This window comes from Halalkalibacter kiskunsagensis (assembly GCF_037027555.1).
In the GTDB taxonomy this organism is placed as follows: Bacteria; Bacillota; Bacilli; order Bacillales; family Bacillaceae_D; genus Halalkalibacter; species Halalkalibacter kiskunsagensis.
In genome coordinates, this window is sequence record NZ_JAXBLX010000016.1 from 40,353 (window position 1) to 57,950 (window position 17,598).

13 protein-coding genes and 1 pseudogene are annotated in these 17,598 nt (G+C 36.0%); 8 read left to right on the forward strand and 6 right to left on the reverse strand.

Going from position 1 to position 17,598, the window contains the following annotated elements; all coding sequences use genetic code 11:
* Nucleotides 1-29: 29 nt before the first annotated feature.
* Nucleotides 30-1,206, forward strand: a pseudogene (locus tag SLH51_RS11140) (ISL3 family transposase).
* Between the two features lie 195 nt (nt 1,207-1,401).
* On the opposite strand, the gene sat reads toward SLH51_RS11140, so the two are convergent.
* Genes sat through SLH51_RS11155 form a run of 3 tightly spaced genes read right to left on the reverse strand, consistent with a single transcriptional unit; the run spans nt 1,402 to nt 4,931 of the window.
* Nucleotides 1,402-2,535, reverse strand: a complete 1,134-nt coding sequence (gene sat / locus SLH51_RS11145; RefSeq protein WP_335961334.1) for a sulfate adenylyltransferase — start codon at nt 2,533-2,535, stop codon at nt 1,402-1,404.
* A gap of 3 nt (nt 2,536-2,538) precedes the next feature.
* Complete coding sequence (gene cysC / locus SLH51_RS11150) at nt 2,539-3,144, reverse strand: adenylyl-sulfate kinase (RefSeq protein ID WP_335961335.1); 606 nt, start codon at nt 3,142-3,144, stop codon at nt 2,539-2,541.
* A gap of 17 nt (nt 3,145-3,161) precedes the next feature.
* Nucleotides 3,162-4,931, reverse strand: coding sequence for an SLC13 family permease (locus SLH51_RS11155; RefSeq protein WP_335961336.1), 1,770 nt, complete (start codon nt 4,929-4,931; stop codon nt 3,162-3,164).
* A 248-nt stretch (nt 4,932-5,179) separates the two neighbouring features.
* Between SLH51_RS11155 and SLH51_RS11160 the strand changes: the two genes are divergently transcribed.
* Nucleotides 5,180-5,971, forward strand: coding sequence for a PHP domain-containing protein (locus SLH51_RS11160; protein WP_335961337.1), 792 nt, complete (start codon nt 5,180-5,182; stop codon nt 5,969-5,971).
* Between the two features lie 246 nt (nt 5,972-6,217).
* Complete coding sequence (locus SLH51_RS11165) at nt 6,218-7,063, forward strand: CsxC family protein (protein WP_335961338.1); 846 nt, start codon at nt 6,218-6,220, stop codon at nt 7,061-7,063.
* 77 nt (nt 7,064-7,140) lie between these two features.
* Here the strand turns inward: SLH51_RS11165 and SLH51_RS11170 are convergent, their stop codons facing one another.
* Nucleotides 7,141-8,109, reverse strand: a complete 969-nt coding sequence (locus SLH51_RS11170) for a CgeB family protein (RefSeq protein ID WP_335961339.1) — start codon at nt 8,107-8,109, stop codon at nt 7,141-7,143.
* A gap of 351 nt (nt 8,110-8,460) precedes the next feature.
* On the opposite strand from SLH51_RS11170, the gene SLH51_RS11175 reads away from it, so the two are divergent.
* The 4 genes from SLH51_RS11175 to SLH51_RS11190 all read left to right on the forward strand — a co-directional run bounded on the left by SLH51_RS11175 (nt 8,461) and on the right by SLH51_RS11190 (nt 12,256).
* Entirely contained in the window at nt 8,461-9,669 is a 1,209-nt protein-coding gene (locus SLH51_RS11175) for an ATP-grasp domain-containing protein (protein ID WP_335961340.1), read from the forward strand.
* Nucleotides 9,670-9,691: 22 nt separating this feature from the next.
* Nucleotides 9,692-10,708, forward strand: coding sequence for a YheC/YheD family endospore coat-associated protein (locus SLH51_RS11180; protein ID WP_335961341.1), 1,017 nt, complete (start codon nt 9,692-9,694; stop codon nt 10,706-10,708).
* Between the two features lie 22 nt (nt 10,709-10,730).
* Nucleotides 10,731-11,159: a CotY/CotZ family spore coat protein gene (locus tag SLH51_RS11185; RefSeq protein ID WP_335961342.1), complete on the forward strand. Its 429-nt coding sequence runs from the start codon at nt 10,731-10,733 to the stop codon at nt 11,157-11,159.
* A gap of 233 nt (nt 11,160-11,392) precedes the next feature.
* A complete protein-coding gene (locus SLH51_RS11190; RefSeq protein ID WP_335961343.1) occupies nt 11,393-12,256 on the forward strand; it encodes an AraC family transcriptional regulator in 864 nt (287 codons plus the stop codon).
* A 1-nt stretch (nt 12,257) separates the two neighbouring features.
* Here SLH51_RS11190 and SLH51_RS11195 read toward each other — a convergent pair whose 3' ends face one another.
* On the reverse strand, nt 12,258-14,072 hold the full coding sequence (locus tag SLH51_RS11195; RefSeq protein ID WP_335961344.1) for an ABC transporter ATP-binding protein: 1,815 nt from the start codon (nt 14,070-14,072) through the stop codon (nt 12,258-12,260).
* 3 nt (nt 14,073-14,075) lie between these two features.
* Complete coding sequence (locus SLH51_RS11200) at nt 14,076-15,860, reverse strand: ABC transporter ATP-binding protein (protein ID WP_335961345.1); 1,785 nt, start codon at nt 15,858-15,860, stop codon at nt 14,076-14,078.
* A gap of 329 nt (nt 15,861-16,189) precedes the next feature.
* Here SLH51_RS11200 and SLH51_RS11205 point away from each other — a divergent pair, with 329 nt between their 5' ends.
* The gene (locus SLH51_RS11205; RefSeq protein ID WP_335961346.1) at nt 16,190-17,536 is read left to right on the forward strand and encodes a multi antimicrobial extrusion protein MatE; all 1,347 of its coding nucleotides are present in this window, start codon (nt 16,190-16,192) and stop codon (nt 17,534-17,536) included.
* The last annotated feature ends 62 nt before the right edge of the window (nt 17,537-17,598 follow it).

Genomic DNA, 17,598 nt, shown 5'->3' on the forward strand with positions numbered 1-17,598 from the left:
CTACTCTTAACATAACAGGAGGTCTGAAAGTGTTTTCGATATTACTAGAATTGCCAGAATTTAAAGTTGTTAAACAAGTATTTCACCAAGAGTATTTTCATCTTTATATTGTTAAGAAAGCAACAGAAGAGCGTTGCCCTTTTTGTGGGTACATGGCTGATCATGTCCACGACTGGCGGACACGTAAAGTCCGCGATCTAAAGGTGTTAGAAAAGCTGCTCTATCTGTTTGTCCGTGTTAATAGGTTTCGGTGTTTCAATTGTCATGAAGTGTTCACCCAGACCTTTGATTCGATTAAGCCTAACAAGCATCAAACAAGCCGTTATCGAGACTACCTTTATGAGCAATGTCTGGGATCATCCATCAAATCGGTCAGTGAGAATGAGAACGTTCCTTACACGACACTAGAAAGAATCTTTTATTCGATTGCCCAAGAGAAAGAAGCCGAACAGTTAGATGAACTGCAACAGACACTAGGTGAAGAAGATCTAGTCCTTAGCCTTGATGAAGTCGCTGTTCGAAAAGGGCACCGATACGAAACGGTTCTTATGGATACCAAGACAGGACGTGTGCTAAGCATGGAGCAGAACCGCAGCTATGAATCAACTCAACTATTGTTAACAAAAAACGTTCTCTCCAATACCTCTGTGGAAACCATTGTCGTTGACATGTGGAATCCTTTTCATAAAGCCGTACATGCCGTTTTTCCAGCTGCAAGTATTGTCGTAGATAAATACCATGTCGTCCAAAAAGTTACGCAAGCAAGAGACCAAGTGAGAAAGCAGTTTCTAGCTCTCAAAAAGGGACGGTTCGCCTTATTGAAAGGCTATGAAAAGCTAAGTGAACGACAAAGACAACGGTTAGACGAACATGAAGAACTGGCCTTGGCCTATTACTTAAAAGAGTTATTTCGTCAATTCTATCAAGCGCCGGACTATGATACCGGTGAAGCATTACTAGAAGAATGGATCGACCAAGCAAAGCCCATTTCCTGCTTACCATGAGGTCGCTAAAACGCTTAATAATTGGAAGGCGCCAATCCTTCAATACTTTCTCACTTCCTATACAAACGGTAGGATTGAAGGAACTAACCATAAAATAAAAAATATCAAAAGACGAGCTTATGGCTTTCGAAATCTACAACGTTTTCGTTTACGTGTATTTTTGGAGTGTACTGGTAAAACTAATCAAAAACAAGTTGCTTAATAACTTCTTTCATCAGCTAGCCGTAGGGTAGTTGGTAGAATAAAACCCGTCAAGGAAACCATTTGACCGCTTTCATTCTACCAACTTAATGGTGGCTAAGCCAATGAAGGAGTTACACTAGATTAGTGCCTCATCTAGCTAACTTATTTCGGGGAATGTACGTGTATCACAGAATATGGTGAAGAGACTTTAAACTTAATTTTCCAAGCCTCTCATCAGCACCTCAATCACCTCACTCCTACTAAACTCCGGCGGAGGCACCTCTCCATTCCTCAACATCTCTCTTACTTTCGTCCCAGATAAAATCAATCGATCCTCTTTCTCATGTGGACATGTTTTCGTAGAAGCCATATTTCCACATTTCTTACAGTAGAAGCTATGTTCAAAAAATAGCGGTGTAATACCGAGTTCATCATCAGTAAATTGATCAAAGATTTTTTGTGCATCATAGGTGCCGTAATAATCTCCAACACCAGCGTGATCACGTCCAACAATAAAATGAGTACAGCCAAAGTTTTTACGCACAAGAGCATGGAAAATTGCTTCTCTTGGCCCTGCATACCGCATTGCTGCAGGAAAAACGGCTAAAAACACATGGTCTTTTGGATAGTAATGCTTTAAAAGCACTTGGTAACTTTCCATGCGAACATCTGCAGGAATGTCATCGGATTTGGTTTCTCCAACAAGTGGATTGAGAAATAACCCGTCTACAATTTCTAATGCCGATTTTTGAATGTATTCGTGAGCTCTGTGAACAGGGTTTCGAGTTTGAAAACCCACTACTGTTTTCCAATTTCTTTTAATGAATTCTTCTCTTGTTTGCTGAGGAGTAAGATAAAATTGTGTGAAGTTTTGTTTCTCTTGATGTTTGATAAGGGTGATTGGTCCACCAAGATATACGTTTGGCCGTTCAATAAGTTTTTTTACACCTGGATGAGCTGAGTCTGTTGTTTGAAATACGTGTTTTGCTTCAGCTTCTTTGTCTGGTGTGTATTTCTCTTCTAATTTGAGAATTCCGTATACAGTATTGTTCCGTATAAGTTTTATTGTATCTCCAATCTTTAAGGAGTTTGCAATGAAATCATTCACGGGTAGTGTAATGGGCAGACTCCAAATAAAGCCATTGGCTAATCTCATGTTTTTAACAACAGAGAGGTAATCTTCCTGATTCATAAAACCAGTAATAGGACTGTACGCTCCTGTAGCAATCAATTCTAAGTCTGATAATGCCATATTATCAATCTCAATTTCCTTTTTAATCGAGGAATAATCATAGTTATAATCTATACGGGTAATTAATTGTCCACCATGAGGCTTGCTTAAAGTCATAAATCATCGCTCCTTTCTAAAATGAAGTCGCTTCTGAATAAATAACATAATTTGCTCAACTGAATTTTCGAGAGATTGATTGGTTGTGTCGACTATAATTTCAGGATTGACAGGTTCTTCATATTGCTGTGAAACGCCTGTGAATTCTTTGATTTCTCCTGTACGAGCTTTTTTATACAAACCTTTTGGATCACGTTTTTCGCATTCCTCTATTGAACATTTTACGTAAATTTCTATAAACTGTTCATCCTTGAATTTATTTCTAGCTGCATCGCGATCATCTTTAAAAGGGGAGATAGAAGCTACACATACAACAATGCCTGCGTCTACAAAGAGTTTGCCAATTTCAGTAAGTCGTCTTATGTTTTCTTTCCGATCCTCTAAACTGAAACCTAAATTGTTATTAATCCCGTAACGAATATTATCACCGTCGAGTAAATACGTGTGAATTTTCTTTTCATATAATTTTTTTTCTAATGCATTTGCAATTGTTGATTTTCCTGAACCAGATAATCCTGTAAACCATAAAATGAGTCCTTTATGGTTCTTTAACAGCTCTCGGTCATGTTTTGTGACCGCAGTTTGATGCCATTTAATATTTTTATTCATACTTGCACCTTCCTTTGTTAGCCCCAAATATATACAGATAGAAAAACGGTAATACACATGCATAAAATACTTAATGGCAAGCCTACTTTAAAAAAGTCAGTAAATTTATAACCTCCTGGTCCATATACGAGCAAATTTGTTTGATATCCTATTGGTGTGATAAAACTACACGAGGCAGCAATAGCAATAATCATAGAAAACAGCTCAGGGTTGTATCCAAACTGAGTGGCAATTGAGAAAACAATAGGAAACATAAGAGCTGCAGCAGCGATATTGCTAATCATTTCCGTTAAAATAAGCGTGAAAAAATAGATAAGAAAACATAGAAGAATTAGGTTAACTGATTTTTCAAAGTCTAATAGGTTTGTTATAATCATTGGTATTTTAGCTGTTTCTACAGCTTTTGCAATTCCAATTGCTGAAGCAATAAGAATTAAGATTCCCCAGTCAATGGATTTTTTCATTTCGGATGCCGTAATGGATTTTGTCACAATTAAAACGATAATGCCGATAAGACTCGCATGAAGTATCGGTAATAATTGTAGTGAAGCTAGTAGAATAACTCCGATTAGTGTTGGGATTATGATTTTAGCTTTTTTTGGACGAGAAATGTCAGGTGTATTAATATCCGAAACTAAATAAAAGTGACGTGAATTGGACCATGATTTCATGAAGTCTTTTCCTGTTAAAAGAAGTAACGAATCACCAGGCTTGATAACAATATTTCCTATACCCGATGAAATCTGTTGGCTTTTTTTTCTAACTGCGACTATGACTGAATTATATTGTGCACGGAAGTTTGTATCTTTAATTTTTTGATTAACTAAAGGAGACGAGTGAGAAATAACTACTTCTATAAGATTATTATCATTATGTTTGTTGGCAATAGTTAGATCTTCTGTTGGAGTTGTCAATATGAGTCCTTTTATTTGTTGTAAGTTCATGATGCTTTCAATATTACCTGAAAAAATAAGAGTATCGTTAGCTTGAATTACTTCATAATGGGGGACAGGTGTAATGGTGTTATGATCGCGAATAATCTGGATCAAAAATACATCATGCAAGGCTCTAAGGTTTACTTTTTTTATTGTTTTTCCAATCCAAGTTGATTCGGGAGTCACTTTTACTTCAATTGTAAATTCTTTATTTGTAGCATGATAGGTTTCAATCAAGTTTTTATTATTAGGCAATTGTTTATGTCCAAATACCATCATATAAATTAGACATATTAGAAAGAGTGGAATACCGATAATTGTAAATTGAAACATTGAGAATCCTGAATGTCCTGCTTGTTGTAGTAAACCATGAACAAGCAAATTTGTAGAAGTCCCAATTAATGTAACGGTTCCTCCAATAATTGCAGCGTATGATAAAGGGATTAATAGTTTAGATGGTGAAATTTTATGTTGTATTCCCCATTTTTGGACAATTGGTGTAAGCATCGCGACAATAGGTGTATTGTTCATAAAAGCAGATAAAAACGATACCGGTAACATGATTTTTAGTAAAACAATTGAAATTCTTTTGTTATTCCCCAATAGTTTAGTAAGAACTATTGGAACCACACCACTTTTTTGAGCAGCATAGGCTATAACCATTAATAAAGCAATAGTATGGACAGCTGGATTTGCAAATCCTTCAAATGCTTCATTTAGCGGAAGAATTCCTGATAAAATAAGAATGGATAGAGCTAAAAATACAGTTAACTCAGGTGAGTACCATTCCTTTATGAGGCTAATAAACATAAGAATTAATACACCACATACAGTAATTGAGACTAGGGACATAAAAACACTCCAGCATATTCAGATTATATATATTAACTATGCATGTACTAGCGGTTCTGTTCAGTTTTTGAAGTAAATGTCTATGCCCTTTTATGAGAACATCGTGGATACTACATATGAATCTATACAAAATCTGAAGGGAGTAATAGACTATAAAAAGGCTTGATATAAAATTATTACTATTGAAAATGATTATATTCATTTGTATTAATATACTATTATGAAAATACGAAATGAGGTAGGGAAAAATGAATATCATAAAAATAATAAATGAGGGTTATTTTGATTTACATGTGCATACGAAGGCATCAGATGGTGACTATACACCAACAGAAGTAGTCAGGAAGGCAAAAGAGGCTGGCTTAAAGACAATTGCGATTACAGATCACGATACGCTTAATGGAATCGATGAAGCACAAAAGGCAGGAGAACGTCTCGGAGTTCAAGTTATCCCAGCTATCGAGTTAAGTACGAAATACAAAGGTAAAAGCATTGATATACTAGGCTATAACATTACTGCAGGAGAAGAGTTAAAAAAGATACTGTTACGTATGCGTGAAGGGCGAGAGGAAAGAGCGAAACGAATAATTGAGAAGTTTGATGATATTGGATTTACTCTTACATTAGAAGATGTAAAGGCATTTAGTGAAGATGGAGTTATTGCCAGACCGCACATCGCTAAAGCCATTGTGAAAAAAGGGTATGTCTCTGATTATCAATCTGTATTTGATGACTATTTAGCAGATGGTAAGCCTTGTGCGCTTGATAAAATGATCTTATCTCCAACGGACGGTATACGTCTTATTAACGAAGCCGGGGGAAAAGCTATTTTAGCACATCCTGTTTATATTGGAGATGATAATATGGTACGAGAATTGTTAAAGCTTGGATTTGATGGCATTGAAGTATGGCATAGAAGTCAAGATAAAACGGATAATGAGAAGTATCAAAAAATGGCGGAGGTATTCGACTTAATTATGACAGGAGGTTCAGATTTTCATCATGATGATCATCAATTAGGTGAATTTGGATTTGAATAAAAGCTATAAAAAATTTATTTCATAATCAGCAAAAGAATCGTTTTGAAATGAAACGGTTCTTTTATTGTTTTAAAAGCTAATGGTCTCTTATCAGCTTAGACTAATAATGTGTTTATTGAGAATGTGTTAGTGACCACCACGTTTGTCCAACCACAATATTTTTTTTAGCATATAAAGTAATATATCAAAAAGAATCTCTACTACGCAGATTTATTTTTGATAAATTAAAAAAGGAGAGATGTATAAATGGAATACTACCAGAATAATTTCGTAAAAAGTCGATATGGCTACAAGAGTAGTCCAGTATGTAATGGTAAAAAGGGTCATGCACCAAAAAAGCAACCTATGGTACATGAAAAGTGTCCACCACTAAAGCCGAGTGATGAAGCAAAGGTAACACATGTTAGTTGTGACGCCTTTGGTTTGGATCTAGAAGGGAATGAGTTAAATGTTCCTGTCATTAATGCATCTGTTGCACTGGCAGAAATTGAAGTAGCAGCTAATGTAGAGGCGCATATCAAACTTCCTACTCCTGCAACAGAAATTAAAAACATTCGTAAAAATGTTTCGTTAACTCAGTGTAAAGCAGTCCCATCATTTACAGGAAATGGTGATGTTGTAAGTTTATTCATCTCGGGTATTATTCACAAGAATATCCAATATTCTGATGATAGCGGTTATATTCGTGATTATGCTGCAGACGTTCCGTTTCACTGTACTCAAACAGTACCATTAGTAAATCCGGCTGATCCTGAGTTTCCTAGTGTGAAAAATACGGTAATTGAAAGAAGATTTATTAACAAAAAAGGGCACGGGGCAGACCGATGCACACATGGACAATTTAACTTCGAAGTCTTTAATGAGGCAATCGATTGTAAATTACTAGCAGCGGTTATTACTGAAGTAGATTTATTAAAAGATTTTGATAAGTTTGGACGTTTTAATAAGATTACTGAAAAAATGGAAGTTGTCTTATTCCTGAAGTTACTACAAGATCAACAAGTGGCTATCGGTGATCATGACAATGGTGGTAATGGTACTGCAGGAACGACTGTAAGTGCTCGTTTACAAGCATTAAGAAATAGATTTTAATTAGTGTTAAAGATAGGTATCTCATATTTGAGATACCTATCTTATGATAAGTGACCTTATATTTTAAATTACAACATTTAGGTATTACTAATAATATTCAGCATTTCCTGCATTCGATGTTCAAATGTATGATTATTTATTGTTTTCTCTCTAGCACTTTCAGCTATCTTATGGCGTTCTTTGTAATGGCTCATGTAATATGTCACTTTCTCTAGTAAGTCGACGTTGCTGTTGAAAGAAACGATTTCCTCCTCATTTATAAAATGCTTTGGTAAGCCTGCTTTATATTCAATTAATTGGAATCCTCCACAACTTGCAATATCAAAGGTACGGTTATTAATGCATTGATTGATGACATTTTTTTTGTTTTTATTTTGCTTTAAATTGTAGGGCCGGTGCGTATTAAGGTTGATTATCGCACTATTGTAATAGTTTTTAGCAATGGTTGGTGGCACCCAGCTAGAGTGAACACATAACCTAGATGATTGCTTCAAATTTGTTAGTTTTTTTGTCCATTGGGAACCTACAACTAGTATAGAAAAATTCGTATTTTCTGTAAGAAATTGAATCATTTTTGTACGGTTCGGATACGGATATCCTACTAGACAAATATCTGACTCAAAATCTTTAATTGGAGAAGTCGGAAAATAGATATCGGGGTCTGTTCCAAGCGGTAAGAAATGTACTTGCTTATGACCGGTTTCTTTATAAACCTCTAAAGCAGCAGTGTCGATCGTGAATACATAGTCATAGTGAGGTATTAGGTTGATGGTTCTATCGATATAATATGGATCTTCTGTCATCCAAACGGCAAGTTTTATCCCTTGATTCTTTAACCAATCAAGAACAGTTTGGGCCATTTTAAAGCCCGTCAATGTTAACGCAATATCGGGTTGAAAGAACTTAACTGCATTTTTTAAAGCTTCTTCTCCTGATGATGGAACGCATTTCACCTGGTGACCTAATTCTTTGAAAGCTTTTAGAATGGACTGATCAAACGACTGATAAATTTGCCCATAACCGGAAGGAATATATAGGATGTTCATAGGACACTCCTTTTTGCAGTGCTTGTTATTTACATAAGTATGATAACTTTGATAATTATTGATTGTTTTTGAAAACAAAATGAAGGCGCTAGCGTTTATATAAAAATTAATGAATTGGTTGTATGGAAAAATTCAAGAAACTAGGAAATCGCTCCTGTTACTTGAACTTTTTTATATAAATAATGAATTTAGTACAATTGTCTAAAAATTTTGTATAGGTACTTGCTCCATTTCTCCTTCCAAACCATAGTTTAGTTTGACAAATGAAAATTGTAAGGGGGGATTTTCCTATTCCTTACATTAGCCACTTATGGTAACTAAGGGGAATTTCTATAGGAGTTGGATGAAATCATGCAGACCATTGTGTTCATCGAGACAACAAAATCAGGTTCTAGCAGGGAAGCGATAAAAGCTGCTGAACGACTGGGTTATTTAACTGTGCTTTTAACGAGAAGAAAGAAGTTTCTCGCACAGCGAATCGAATTTCCTGATGTGCATCAAATGTATTATGTGAATAGGATCGATAGTAAGTCCGTAAAGGAGAAGCTTATTATTCTTAAACGGCAAGGCAAACAAATTGTTGCGGTACTTAGTTTTGTAGACCCATTCGTTCAGATTGCAGCTCAACTATCAAATGAATTTTGTAACTCGTCCATAAATGTAGACGCCATTTCAAAAATGGAGGATAAAATTCAGACCCGGCAAACTTTAGAAGGACAATCTTTTTCCCCATCTTATACAGTTATTGATTCATTCAATCAGCTTACAAATGACATAGGTGATTTTCCATTTATTGTGAAAGCTCCTGTATCGACAGGTTCTAAGGATGTATTGTATGTAGCAGATCATCAACAACTGAAAGCTGCCATTCAAACCATTACAGAGAAATACGATCATCAACCAGTGCTGATCGAAGAGTATTTGGAGGGGCCCCAATATTTATTAGAAGTTGTAGTACAAAAAGGGGAAGTTCATCTTATTGCGGTGATTGAACAAGAAATATCCAAACAAGATCGTTTTATTGTAACTGGCTATGGGTTACTAGCGAAAGTTGAAAAAGAAATGAAAAGTAGTCTTCAACAAGTGGTATATGGCATTGTAAAAGCATTTAACCTGAAAAGTGGGACGTTTCATTTAGAATTGAAACAGGTTAATGGTCAGTGGAAGGTAATTGAAATCAATCCAAGAATTTCAGGAGGTGTGATGAATCGGCTGATCGAAGTTGCGTTTGGGATTAACCTTGTAGAAGAAACGATCCAATTGTACAGTGGACAAAAAGCATCACTTCATAAACAACAATCAAAATTTGTTTATGCTCACTATATGACCGTCAATACAAAGGGGAGGCTGAAAAAAGTAACGGGGAAACAGCGAGCGTTACGTCATGAAGGAGTGGAAGAAGTATACATTAAACCTCGAAAAGGAGCGTTTATGACTCCTCCTTTATCGATGGGCCATAGATATGGGTATGTCTTAGCTTCAGCTGATACATTGTCTAAAGCTAAAACAATTGCTCAAAATGCTGCAAAAGAAATTCAATTTCATTTGCACCGGCTGTAGAGTGAAAGGGGGTTAATGAATATTGGTAACGGTAGGGATGCTTTCACACCGCAAAGACCCTAGAACGGTATTTAAATCCTATGCCTACGCGGCAGCAGCAAAAATGGAGGGGGTCGATTTTTACTTTTTTTCACCTGGTCGTGTCTTTTTTCATGATCAAAGTATTGAGGGGTGGATTTATGAAAAGGGACAATGGCTACAAAAACGAATGCCATTTCCTGATGTTATCTATAACTCTAGTCCTCCAATCACTGATAAACAAGAGGAAATTGTTGAGAGATTGAGTGCAATTATTCCGTTTACAAGTCACTCATTAGGAGACAAACTGGACGTTTACCAAAAAATTAAAAAAGCTAAGGTATTTGCTCAATATGTCATTCCTTTTATTGAAATTACGAAACCTAAAGAGGTGTCTGAATTCCTTAATTCTCACAGAGAAATGGTATTAAAACCTCTAACTGGTCATAAAGGCCAAGGTATTTTATTCGTGAGGACATTGGGAGAGAGCATCAGTGTTCATCAAGATAAGTCTACGACACTCATGAAAATAGAAGAATTTGAGTTGTTTATTAAGCAACTTATAAGGGATCATATATACCTTGCCCAAGCATTTGTAGAATCTAAAACGAAAGACGGTTTGTCCACTCATCTTCGGTTACATGTTCAAAAGGATGGAGAAGGCAACTGGAAATTAACATCAATCTTTCCCTGTATTGCTCGACAAGGTATTATCGCTAATTTAAACAATGGTGGCTACACAATGTTGCTTGAGCATTTTTTGAAGCGAGAATTTGATGATGATTACTACAATATGAAAAGGTATTTAGAACAGTTTTCCATTCAATTTACAAATCACTTTGACAGTTTGTATCATCATAAGTTAGATGAATTAGGAATTGATGTTGGTTTGGATAAAAATCATAAAATCTGGATTTTTGAGGTGAACTGGCGGCCTGGTACTCCTCCTACCTTTTCACTTGAGTTAGATGTAGCAAAGCAAATGATCCGATACGCACGTTATTTAGCCGAAAAGAGCTAATGCTTAGAAGGGAGATTAATAAATGATGATTACACAACAATGTGCACATTTACCTAATTGTATATGCCGGACGGTTATAAAGATTGATCGGCTTCAAAAAAAACATGAATGCTCTTCAGATAGAGTTGTTACACCCTTAATCTTATTCAATAAAGACTTTAAACCGTTTAAAGCCTTTGGAAATGTTGGAGATGTTATTGATGATTGCTTTGGATGTTTCGAGACTAGTATTTTTAAGATTGAAGAGGTTTGCAAAACGTCATGTTGCGGGAAGCTGTCACTGCTTCGTCCTATTGATGAACATGGCTGTTTAGCTAAATCAATTTGTGAAGTTTTCCGTTTAGAGGAAACTGATTTTTGTGTAGAAGTGGATTTTCATTGTTTTTGTGCTCTCCAAAGGTTATCAATGGCGCTTGTTAAAAGACCTTTTGGCGGTATTCACCCAAAATAAATATACAAAAATAGGATAGAAGAGAAGAGGAATTCTCGCTATCCTGTTTTTGTATATGTTAATATTAACCGTTTTCATTGTTGCTTAATAATTGTATACTTGGTTGAAAGTAGAACTTTATAATTATTTCGTTGAAAATTACAACGTTGTTATTTGAGTGTTACTTTTCTATCATAAACCTATCTGTTAACCAATATACTAATTAATACTAATAAGCTGAAAGGAACCTCGCTATGAACAAACCAGGAGAAGTACTCTGGAAACTAAATCGTTTAGTCTTTTCTATCACTCTAGTAGGCTACAAAGTGTGTGAAGCAACTTGGTATCATCCGCCAAGGCAGCAATCCTTTTATTCTCTTTGGTTTATTTCAAAGGGGAAGGGTGAGTTTATTATAAATGAAACAAGCTATCCTGTGGAAGCTGGGAAGTTGTTTTTCTTTGAGCCGAGTATGATTTGTGAACGATCGACGGATCTAGATGATCCGCTTGAATATTATTTTATTCGCTTTACGTATGCTGCTGCGTTTGTTGATAAAGAAAAATGGAACTTTAGTGAGGAAACAGACATTCCTTTTCCTCTATCGGGTATGTACAATATTCAAAATCCGCCGCACGTAATGAATTTAATTGAACAGATTCATACTTTGAGGAAAAAAAGAGGGGCAACAGTGGCGATGAAACGGAAATTGTTGTTTCTAGATTTGCTATTAACAATCATTCAAGATTTTAGGTCGCAGAGAATAACAGGCAATACGACAAATGCAATTGATGCAACAGTTGATTATTTAACTGCAAATTATCAAGATAATATAACAGTCGATGTTTTAGCCAAGCAAGCTGGAATGAGTGTTAGTCATTATTCTAGGCTCTTTAAAAAATATATCGGTTACAGTCCAATGGATTATTTACGTCACGTTCGAATGGACCGGGCAAAGGAGTTAATCGTTCTTTCCGATTTTCGTTTAAAAGCAATTGCTCAAAGTGTTGGTTTTCATGATGAGTTTTATTTTAGTCGGATGTTTAAAAAAGTGGTCGGAGTGTCTCCGACTGAGTTTGCCAAGAGGCATAAAACAAAGGAGACACTCCCTAAAAAATAAGTTATACCTTCGAGGAAACGATGCTGGTGTTTGCAATGGACTCTTTATTTTGTATTTGATGAAGCCTGTAATAAATTCCTTTTTGTTTCAGTAACTGGTGATGATTACCTGTTTCTTGAATTTCTCCTTTATCCATTACAATAATTCGATTTGCATGCTGAATCGTTGAGAGTCTATGGGCAACGATAATGGTTGTTCGGTTCTTTGAAATTCGTTTTAAGGCTTGCTGAACAAGCTCTTCTGTTTCTGTATCAATGTTTGCCGTTGCTTCATCTAAAATTAACACATCAGGGTTAAACGCTAATGCACGTAAGAATGACAAGAGCTGTCGCTGCCCACTTGATAAAATCACCCCTTGCTCACCGAGTAACGTTTCATACCCTTGAGGTAAGCTTGAGATAAAATCGTCAAGTCCCATTAATGTTGTCATTTTCTTCACATCATCTTCGGTAAGATTGTGATGCAGACGAATATTATGCAGAACCGTTCCTGTGAAGATAAATGGATCCTGCTGAATGACCCCAACTTTTGTTCGCAAATCTTCAACTTTGACTTGCTTTACATCCATGCCATCTACTTTAATCGTTCCTGTTTGGATATCGTAAAATCGATTTATTAAGTTAATAATGGAACTTTTTCCTGCACCAGTTGCGCCGACAAAGGCAACGGTTTCCCCATGCTTTATTCGAAAGCTAATATCTTTTAGCACCCATTCAGGTTCTTGATAGGCAAACCAAACGTGTTCAAAATCAATCTGACCATTAATTTTCTCTGGCAAAAGCTCAGCATTTGGATGATTCGTAATTTCTGGTTTTTCCTCAATCATTTCAAATACGCGTTCTGCTGAGGCAAAGGCTGTTTGGATTTGATTATAACGATCCGCAAGTGCCATTAATGGTTGGAAAAATTGACGGATATAATGAGTAAAAGCATACACAACCCCAAATGTCAGGGCGCTATCTAATACAGCGATTCCTCCGTACCAAATAATAACGGCTAGTGCAACATTTCCGAGAAATCCAATAGCCGGATTGAAAATGGAGTTCACAATGGTTGCTCGCATTCCGGCACGGTAATGTTCTTCATTTAATTGATCAAATTGTTCAATCTGTTTCTTTTCTCTCGTGAATAGCTGAATGATACGCATTCCTGATAAATTCTCTGCTAAATTTGAATTTAAGCGAGAAAGAAGGAGACGGGTATATCTATGAGCTTGACGGATAAGCTTTTTGTAAAATATAACCATGACGATCAAAATAGGGATGACGGTGAAACTAAGTAACGTAAGTTTCACACTCATGTGTAACAAAATCGCAATGATCCCAATTAAAATTAATATTTCTTTGATAAGGTTGACAATAACTTGGGAGTAAAGCTGGTTTAACGCTTCCGTATCATGGGTGACCCTTGTTACTAATCTACCAACAGGATTACGATCAAAAAATTGCATGTGCATTTTGGCTAGACGACGGAAGATCTTTTGTCTAATGTCAAAAATGATTGATTGACCGGTAAACTGTAACAATCTGTCTTGAAAATAGGTTAGGAGCGCAGCGCACACAACAGTTAGTAAGAAGACAACAGCAATTAATATAAATCCTTGAAAACTGTCTTGAATGGACGTTTGAACGGTTAAATACTCGTCAATCGCTACTTTAATCAAATACGGCTGAGCTAACGTGGCACCAACAAATAAAGTTGCCAACAAAAAGGAAAATGCAATTTTCTTTCGATAAGGCTTTGCAAAGGCTAATAGCTTCATTAACAATTGACGATCGACAACTCGCGCGGTCTGTTTCTCCTCATGTATGTTCACCAGTTACCTCCTAATTCTTTTTATTTTGAACTGGGGTAGCTTTCGTTTTGATTCTTCTAGATGTGGCAATGTTTGTTTTGCGTACATGCTATAATAAATTCCTTGTTTTTGAATCAGGCTTTCGTGTGTACCACGTTCAATAATTTGTCCCTGATCCATGACGATAATTTGGTCAGCGTTTTTAATAGAAGAAATTCGATGACTAACGATGATCGTTGTACAGCCGCGAGTTTTTTGTTTCATTCCTTGCAAGATTTTTTCTTCTGTTTCAGCATCGACAGCTGATAAACTATCGTCAAAAACAAGGATGGAAGCATCTTTTATAAGTGCTCTAGCGATACTGATTCGTTGTCTTTGTCCACCTGATAAGGAAATTCCTCGTTCTCCTAAAGCGGTTTCAAATTGGTTAGGGAATTCAATAATGTTGTGATGAACTTGAGCAAGTTTTGATACTTCGACAACTTGGTTATTTGTATAGGGGGACGGGTCAAAGGCAATGTTTTCTCCAATTGTTGATGAAAAGAGAAAGTTCTCCTGTGGAACGATCCCAATTGATTTTCTCAGTGTTTTTAATGGAATTTGAAATAAATCATGTCCATCAATGAAAATAGTCTCTTTTGGAGGGTTATACATTCGTAATAGCAGGTTCACAAGTGTTGTTTTACCACTGCCAACTCTTCCTACAATCGCAAGACTGCTTCCTTTGGGGACGTCTAAGTTAATATTTTTTAGAGTTATTTCATTACTTCCAGGATAAGAAAAGCTGAGATTTTGAATGCGAATGTCGCCTTCAATGGCTACAGACGGAATGTCTTTCTCATCTTTTACTTCAGACTCAGTAGTTAAGATTTTTCGTAATCGAAAATTAGCTGCCCATCCACGTTGAAGTATATTAATCACTTTCCCAAGATTTTCAACGGGAGCAATAAGCAAAGATAAATACGTATTAAAAGCGACAAATTCTCCAAGTGAAATGGTGTTATTCATAACAAGCATTCCCCCGAAGAAGATAGAGATCAGATAGCTTACACCAACAATCGCGATACTAACAGCATTAAAAAGGGAATTGGTTTGAATTAATCGTTTATTCGCATAAACATTTTTATCGTTGTCTTCTTCAAACTTCGCTAATTCGTGCTTTTCTTGACTATACGCTTTCACCACTCGAATTCCGGAGCAAAATTCTTGAACTGTACTCGTCAAATTGCTGATCGCTTCTTGAACTTTTGTTGAACGATCTTGAATTTGATAGCGAAATTTATAGGCTAAGTACGTTAATCCTGGCAGTGGAAGGATAACAAGCAATGTTAACCAAACATTGATCGAAAAAGCCATCGCTGTAACAGCAACAGTAATAAGGATGACTACCTCAATGGATAGAAAGACCCCTCCCATAGCTACTTCGCGAATGATGTTGACATCGTTGATAGCATGAGACATTAAATCACCAATTCGCTGTTTGTTATAATATTGCGAAGGCAGTTTCATCCAATGTGTAAAAAGACGACGTCTCACGCGTTTTTCTAAAATTCTAGATAACCGAAAAATATAAATCCGACTGCACGTGCGAAAAAAAGCGACACCGAATCCTACAGCAATAACACTTAAAGCTAATGTAAGGAGGAGATCTGTTGAGAGGGTAAAATCTTGAATACTATCTGTGAATCGCTCCAAAAGAACAGGGATAAGGAGTTGAAATAAACAAGAGATGGACAATAAGATCACACCAAGCAAATACTGCCATTTATGTTTGACAATGTGCTGCTTTACAATTGAACTAGACTCCAAGCGACATTCCTCCTTTTCATTTTTCGGATTATTGAGTGTTTATTAAGAATAAATGGAAATCTTTAATGAAACCATGGATTTCTTTATCAGCTTACATGGACTTTCCTGCTATTTGATTAATAGGCATATGGCAATTTGTTGCAGTGTGATAGAATACATATAAATGCATCGGGTATCGAAGTGTCCGAACGAGTTCGGTTTTTGGTTTGTCTTAATATTCATGGTTAAGGGGAATTGAGAGATGCTCTATAATAAATGCTTCTTGTAACAACGTTGTTAGATGAAGGGAAGCATGATTTTACTAATTTAATAGAAAGAAGATGGGAACTATGGGTGAGCAGCTAGAGAGAGGACTTTCCACGAGAAACATTTTATTGTTTTTTGTTCCACTTGGTTTGTCGGCTATTTTAGTCACGTTATCTCATATGATTATCAATGGGACATTAACGAGGGGAGAAAATGCGGAAACGATTATTGCAAGTTATGCGATTGCCATGAGTTTATTTGCGATTATGGAACGTTTAGGAGTGTTATTGCGTAATACATGTTCGGCATTAGTACGTGATAAAGTTTCATTTAAGGCAATGTCTATGGTGGCAATTTATGTTGTATCTGGACTAATGATGATCTCGGCAACCATTGCCTACACACCTATTGGGAGGTATATCTTCTCTCATGTATTCGGTGCAGATCCTGCTATGATTGATCAGATTGTCAACGTTTATCAAATACTTATCATGGTCACTTTTTTTTCTGCCATTCGTTGTTTGTTTCAAGGGGTTATTATTTTAAATAAGCAAACAAAGTGGTTAACGATTGGCATGGCAATTCGGTTAATTGTTATGTATTTATTATCATTAATGTTTATCCGGATAGGTTACATTACGGCTCAGACTGGTGCAATTATCTTTTTGGCCGGGATGATGGTAGAGAGTTTAATAAGTTTTTTAGAGGGGCGTGTGCTGGTCAAGAAAATGGTTCAGAAAGATAAGAGCCATCCGATTACGAAAAAAGCACCTATTTTTCGTTTTTATACCCCATTAATTTTATCTTCGCTTATCATCGTTATGGTTGGTCCTTTGATTAATGTGTTTTTAGGGAAGACGAATGAAATTGAATTAGCAATTGCTTCTTATGCAATTGCATTGAGTATTACACAGTTATTTTTAAGTTTTTTTACTTACACACATCAAATCGTGCTTGCTTTTTACAAAGAATATCCTCAAAAGGTAAAACAATTTACGATGATAATCGGATTTCTTCCAACGATCATATTAGCCATTTTTTGCTTTACTCCTTTAGGTGGATTTTTCATCGAGGTTGTTCTAGGGGCGAATGACCGATTAGTTGAAGCGAGTTTACAGAGCCTTAAAGTGTTTATGTTGATGACACTTGTATTTCCTTTTGTTGACTTTTGTAATGGATTGTTAATGTTACGAAGTCAAACAAAAGTGATGGTATTTTCACAATCAGCTAATGTAATGTTAACCTTTATTGTCTTATTGGTCGTATCAGGATTGGCTCCAAATTGGAATGGAATGATCGGTGCGTTAGCCCAATCAGTAGGTATGCTTGCTGAATTGTGCGTCTTGCTTTTAATTCTTGTAAGAAACTCAAATAAATTAGAGCAAAAAAGAATGTATCAAGTACGGAAAGGCAAATCTGTAAGTGGATAAATTCTAAAAGATGAGGAGAATATTTTTAATCCTATAAATTGTTTATCCAACTAAAAATACTG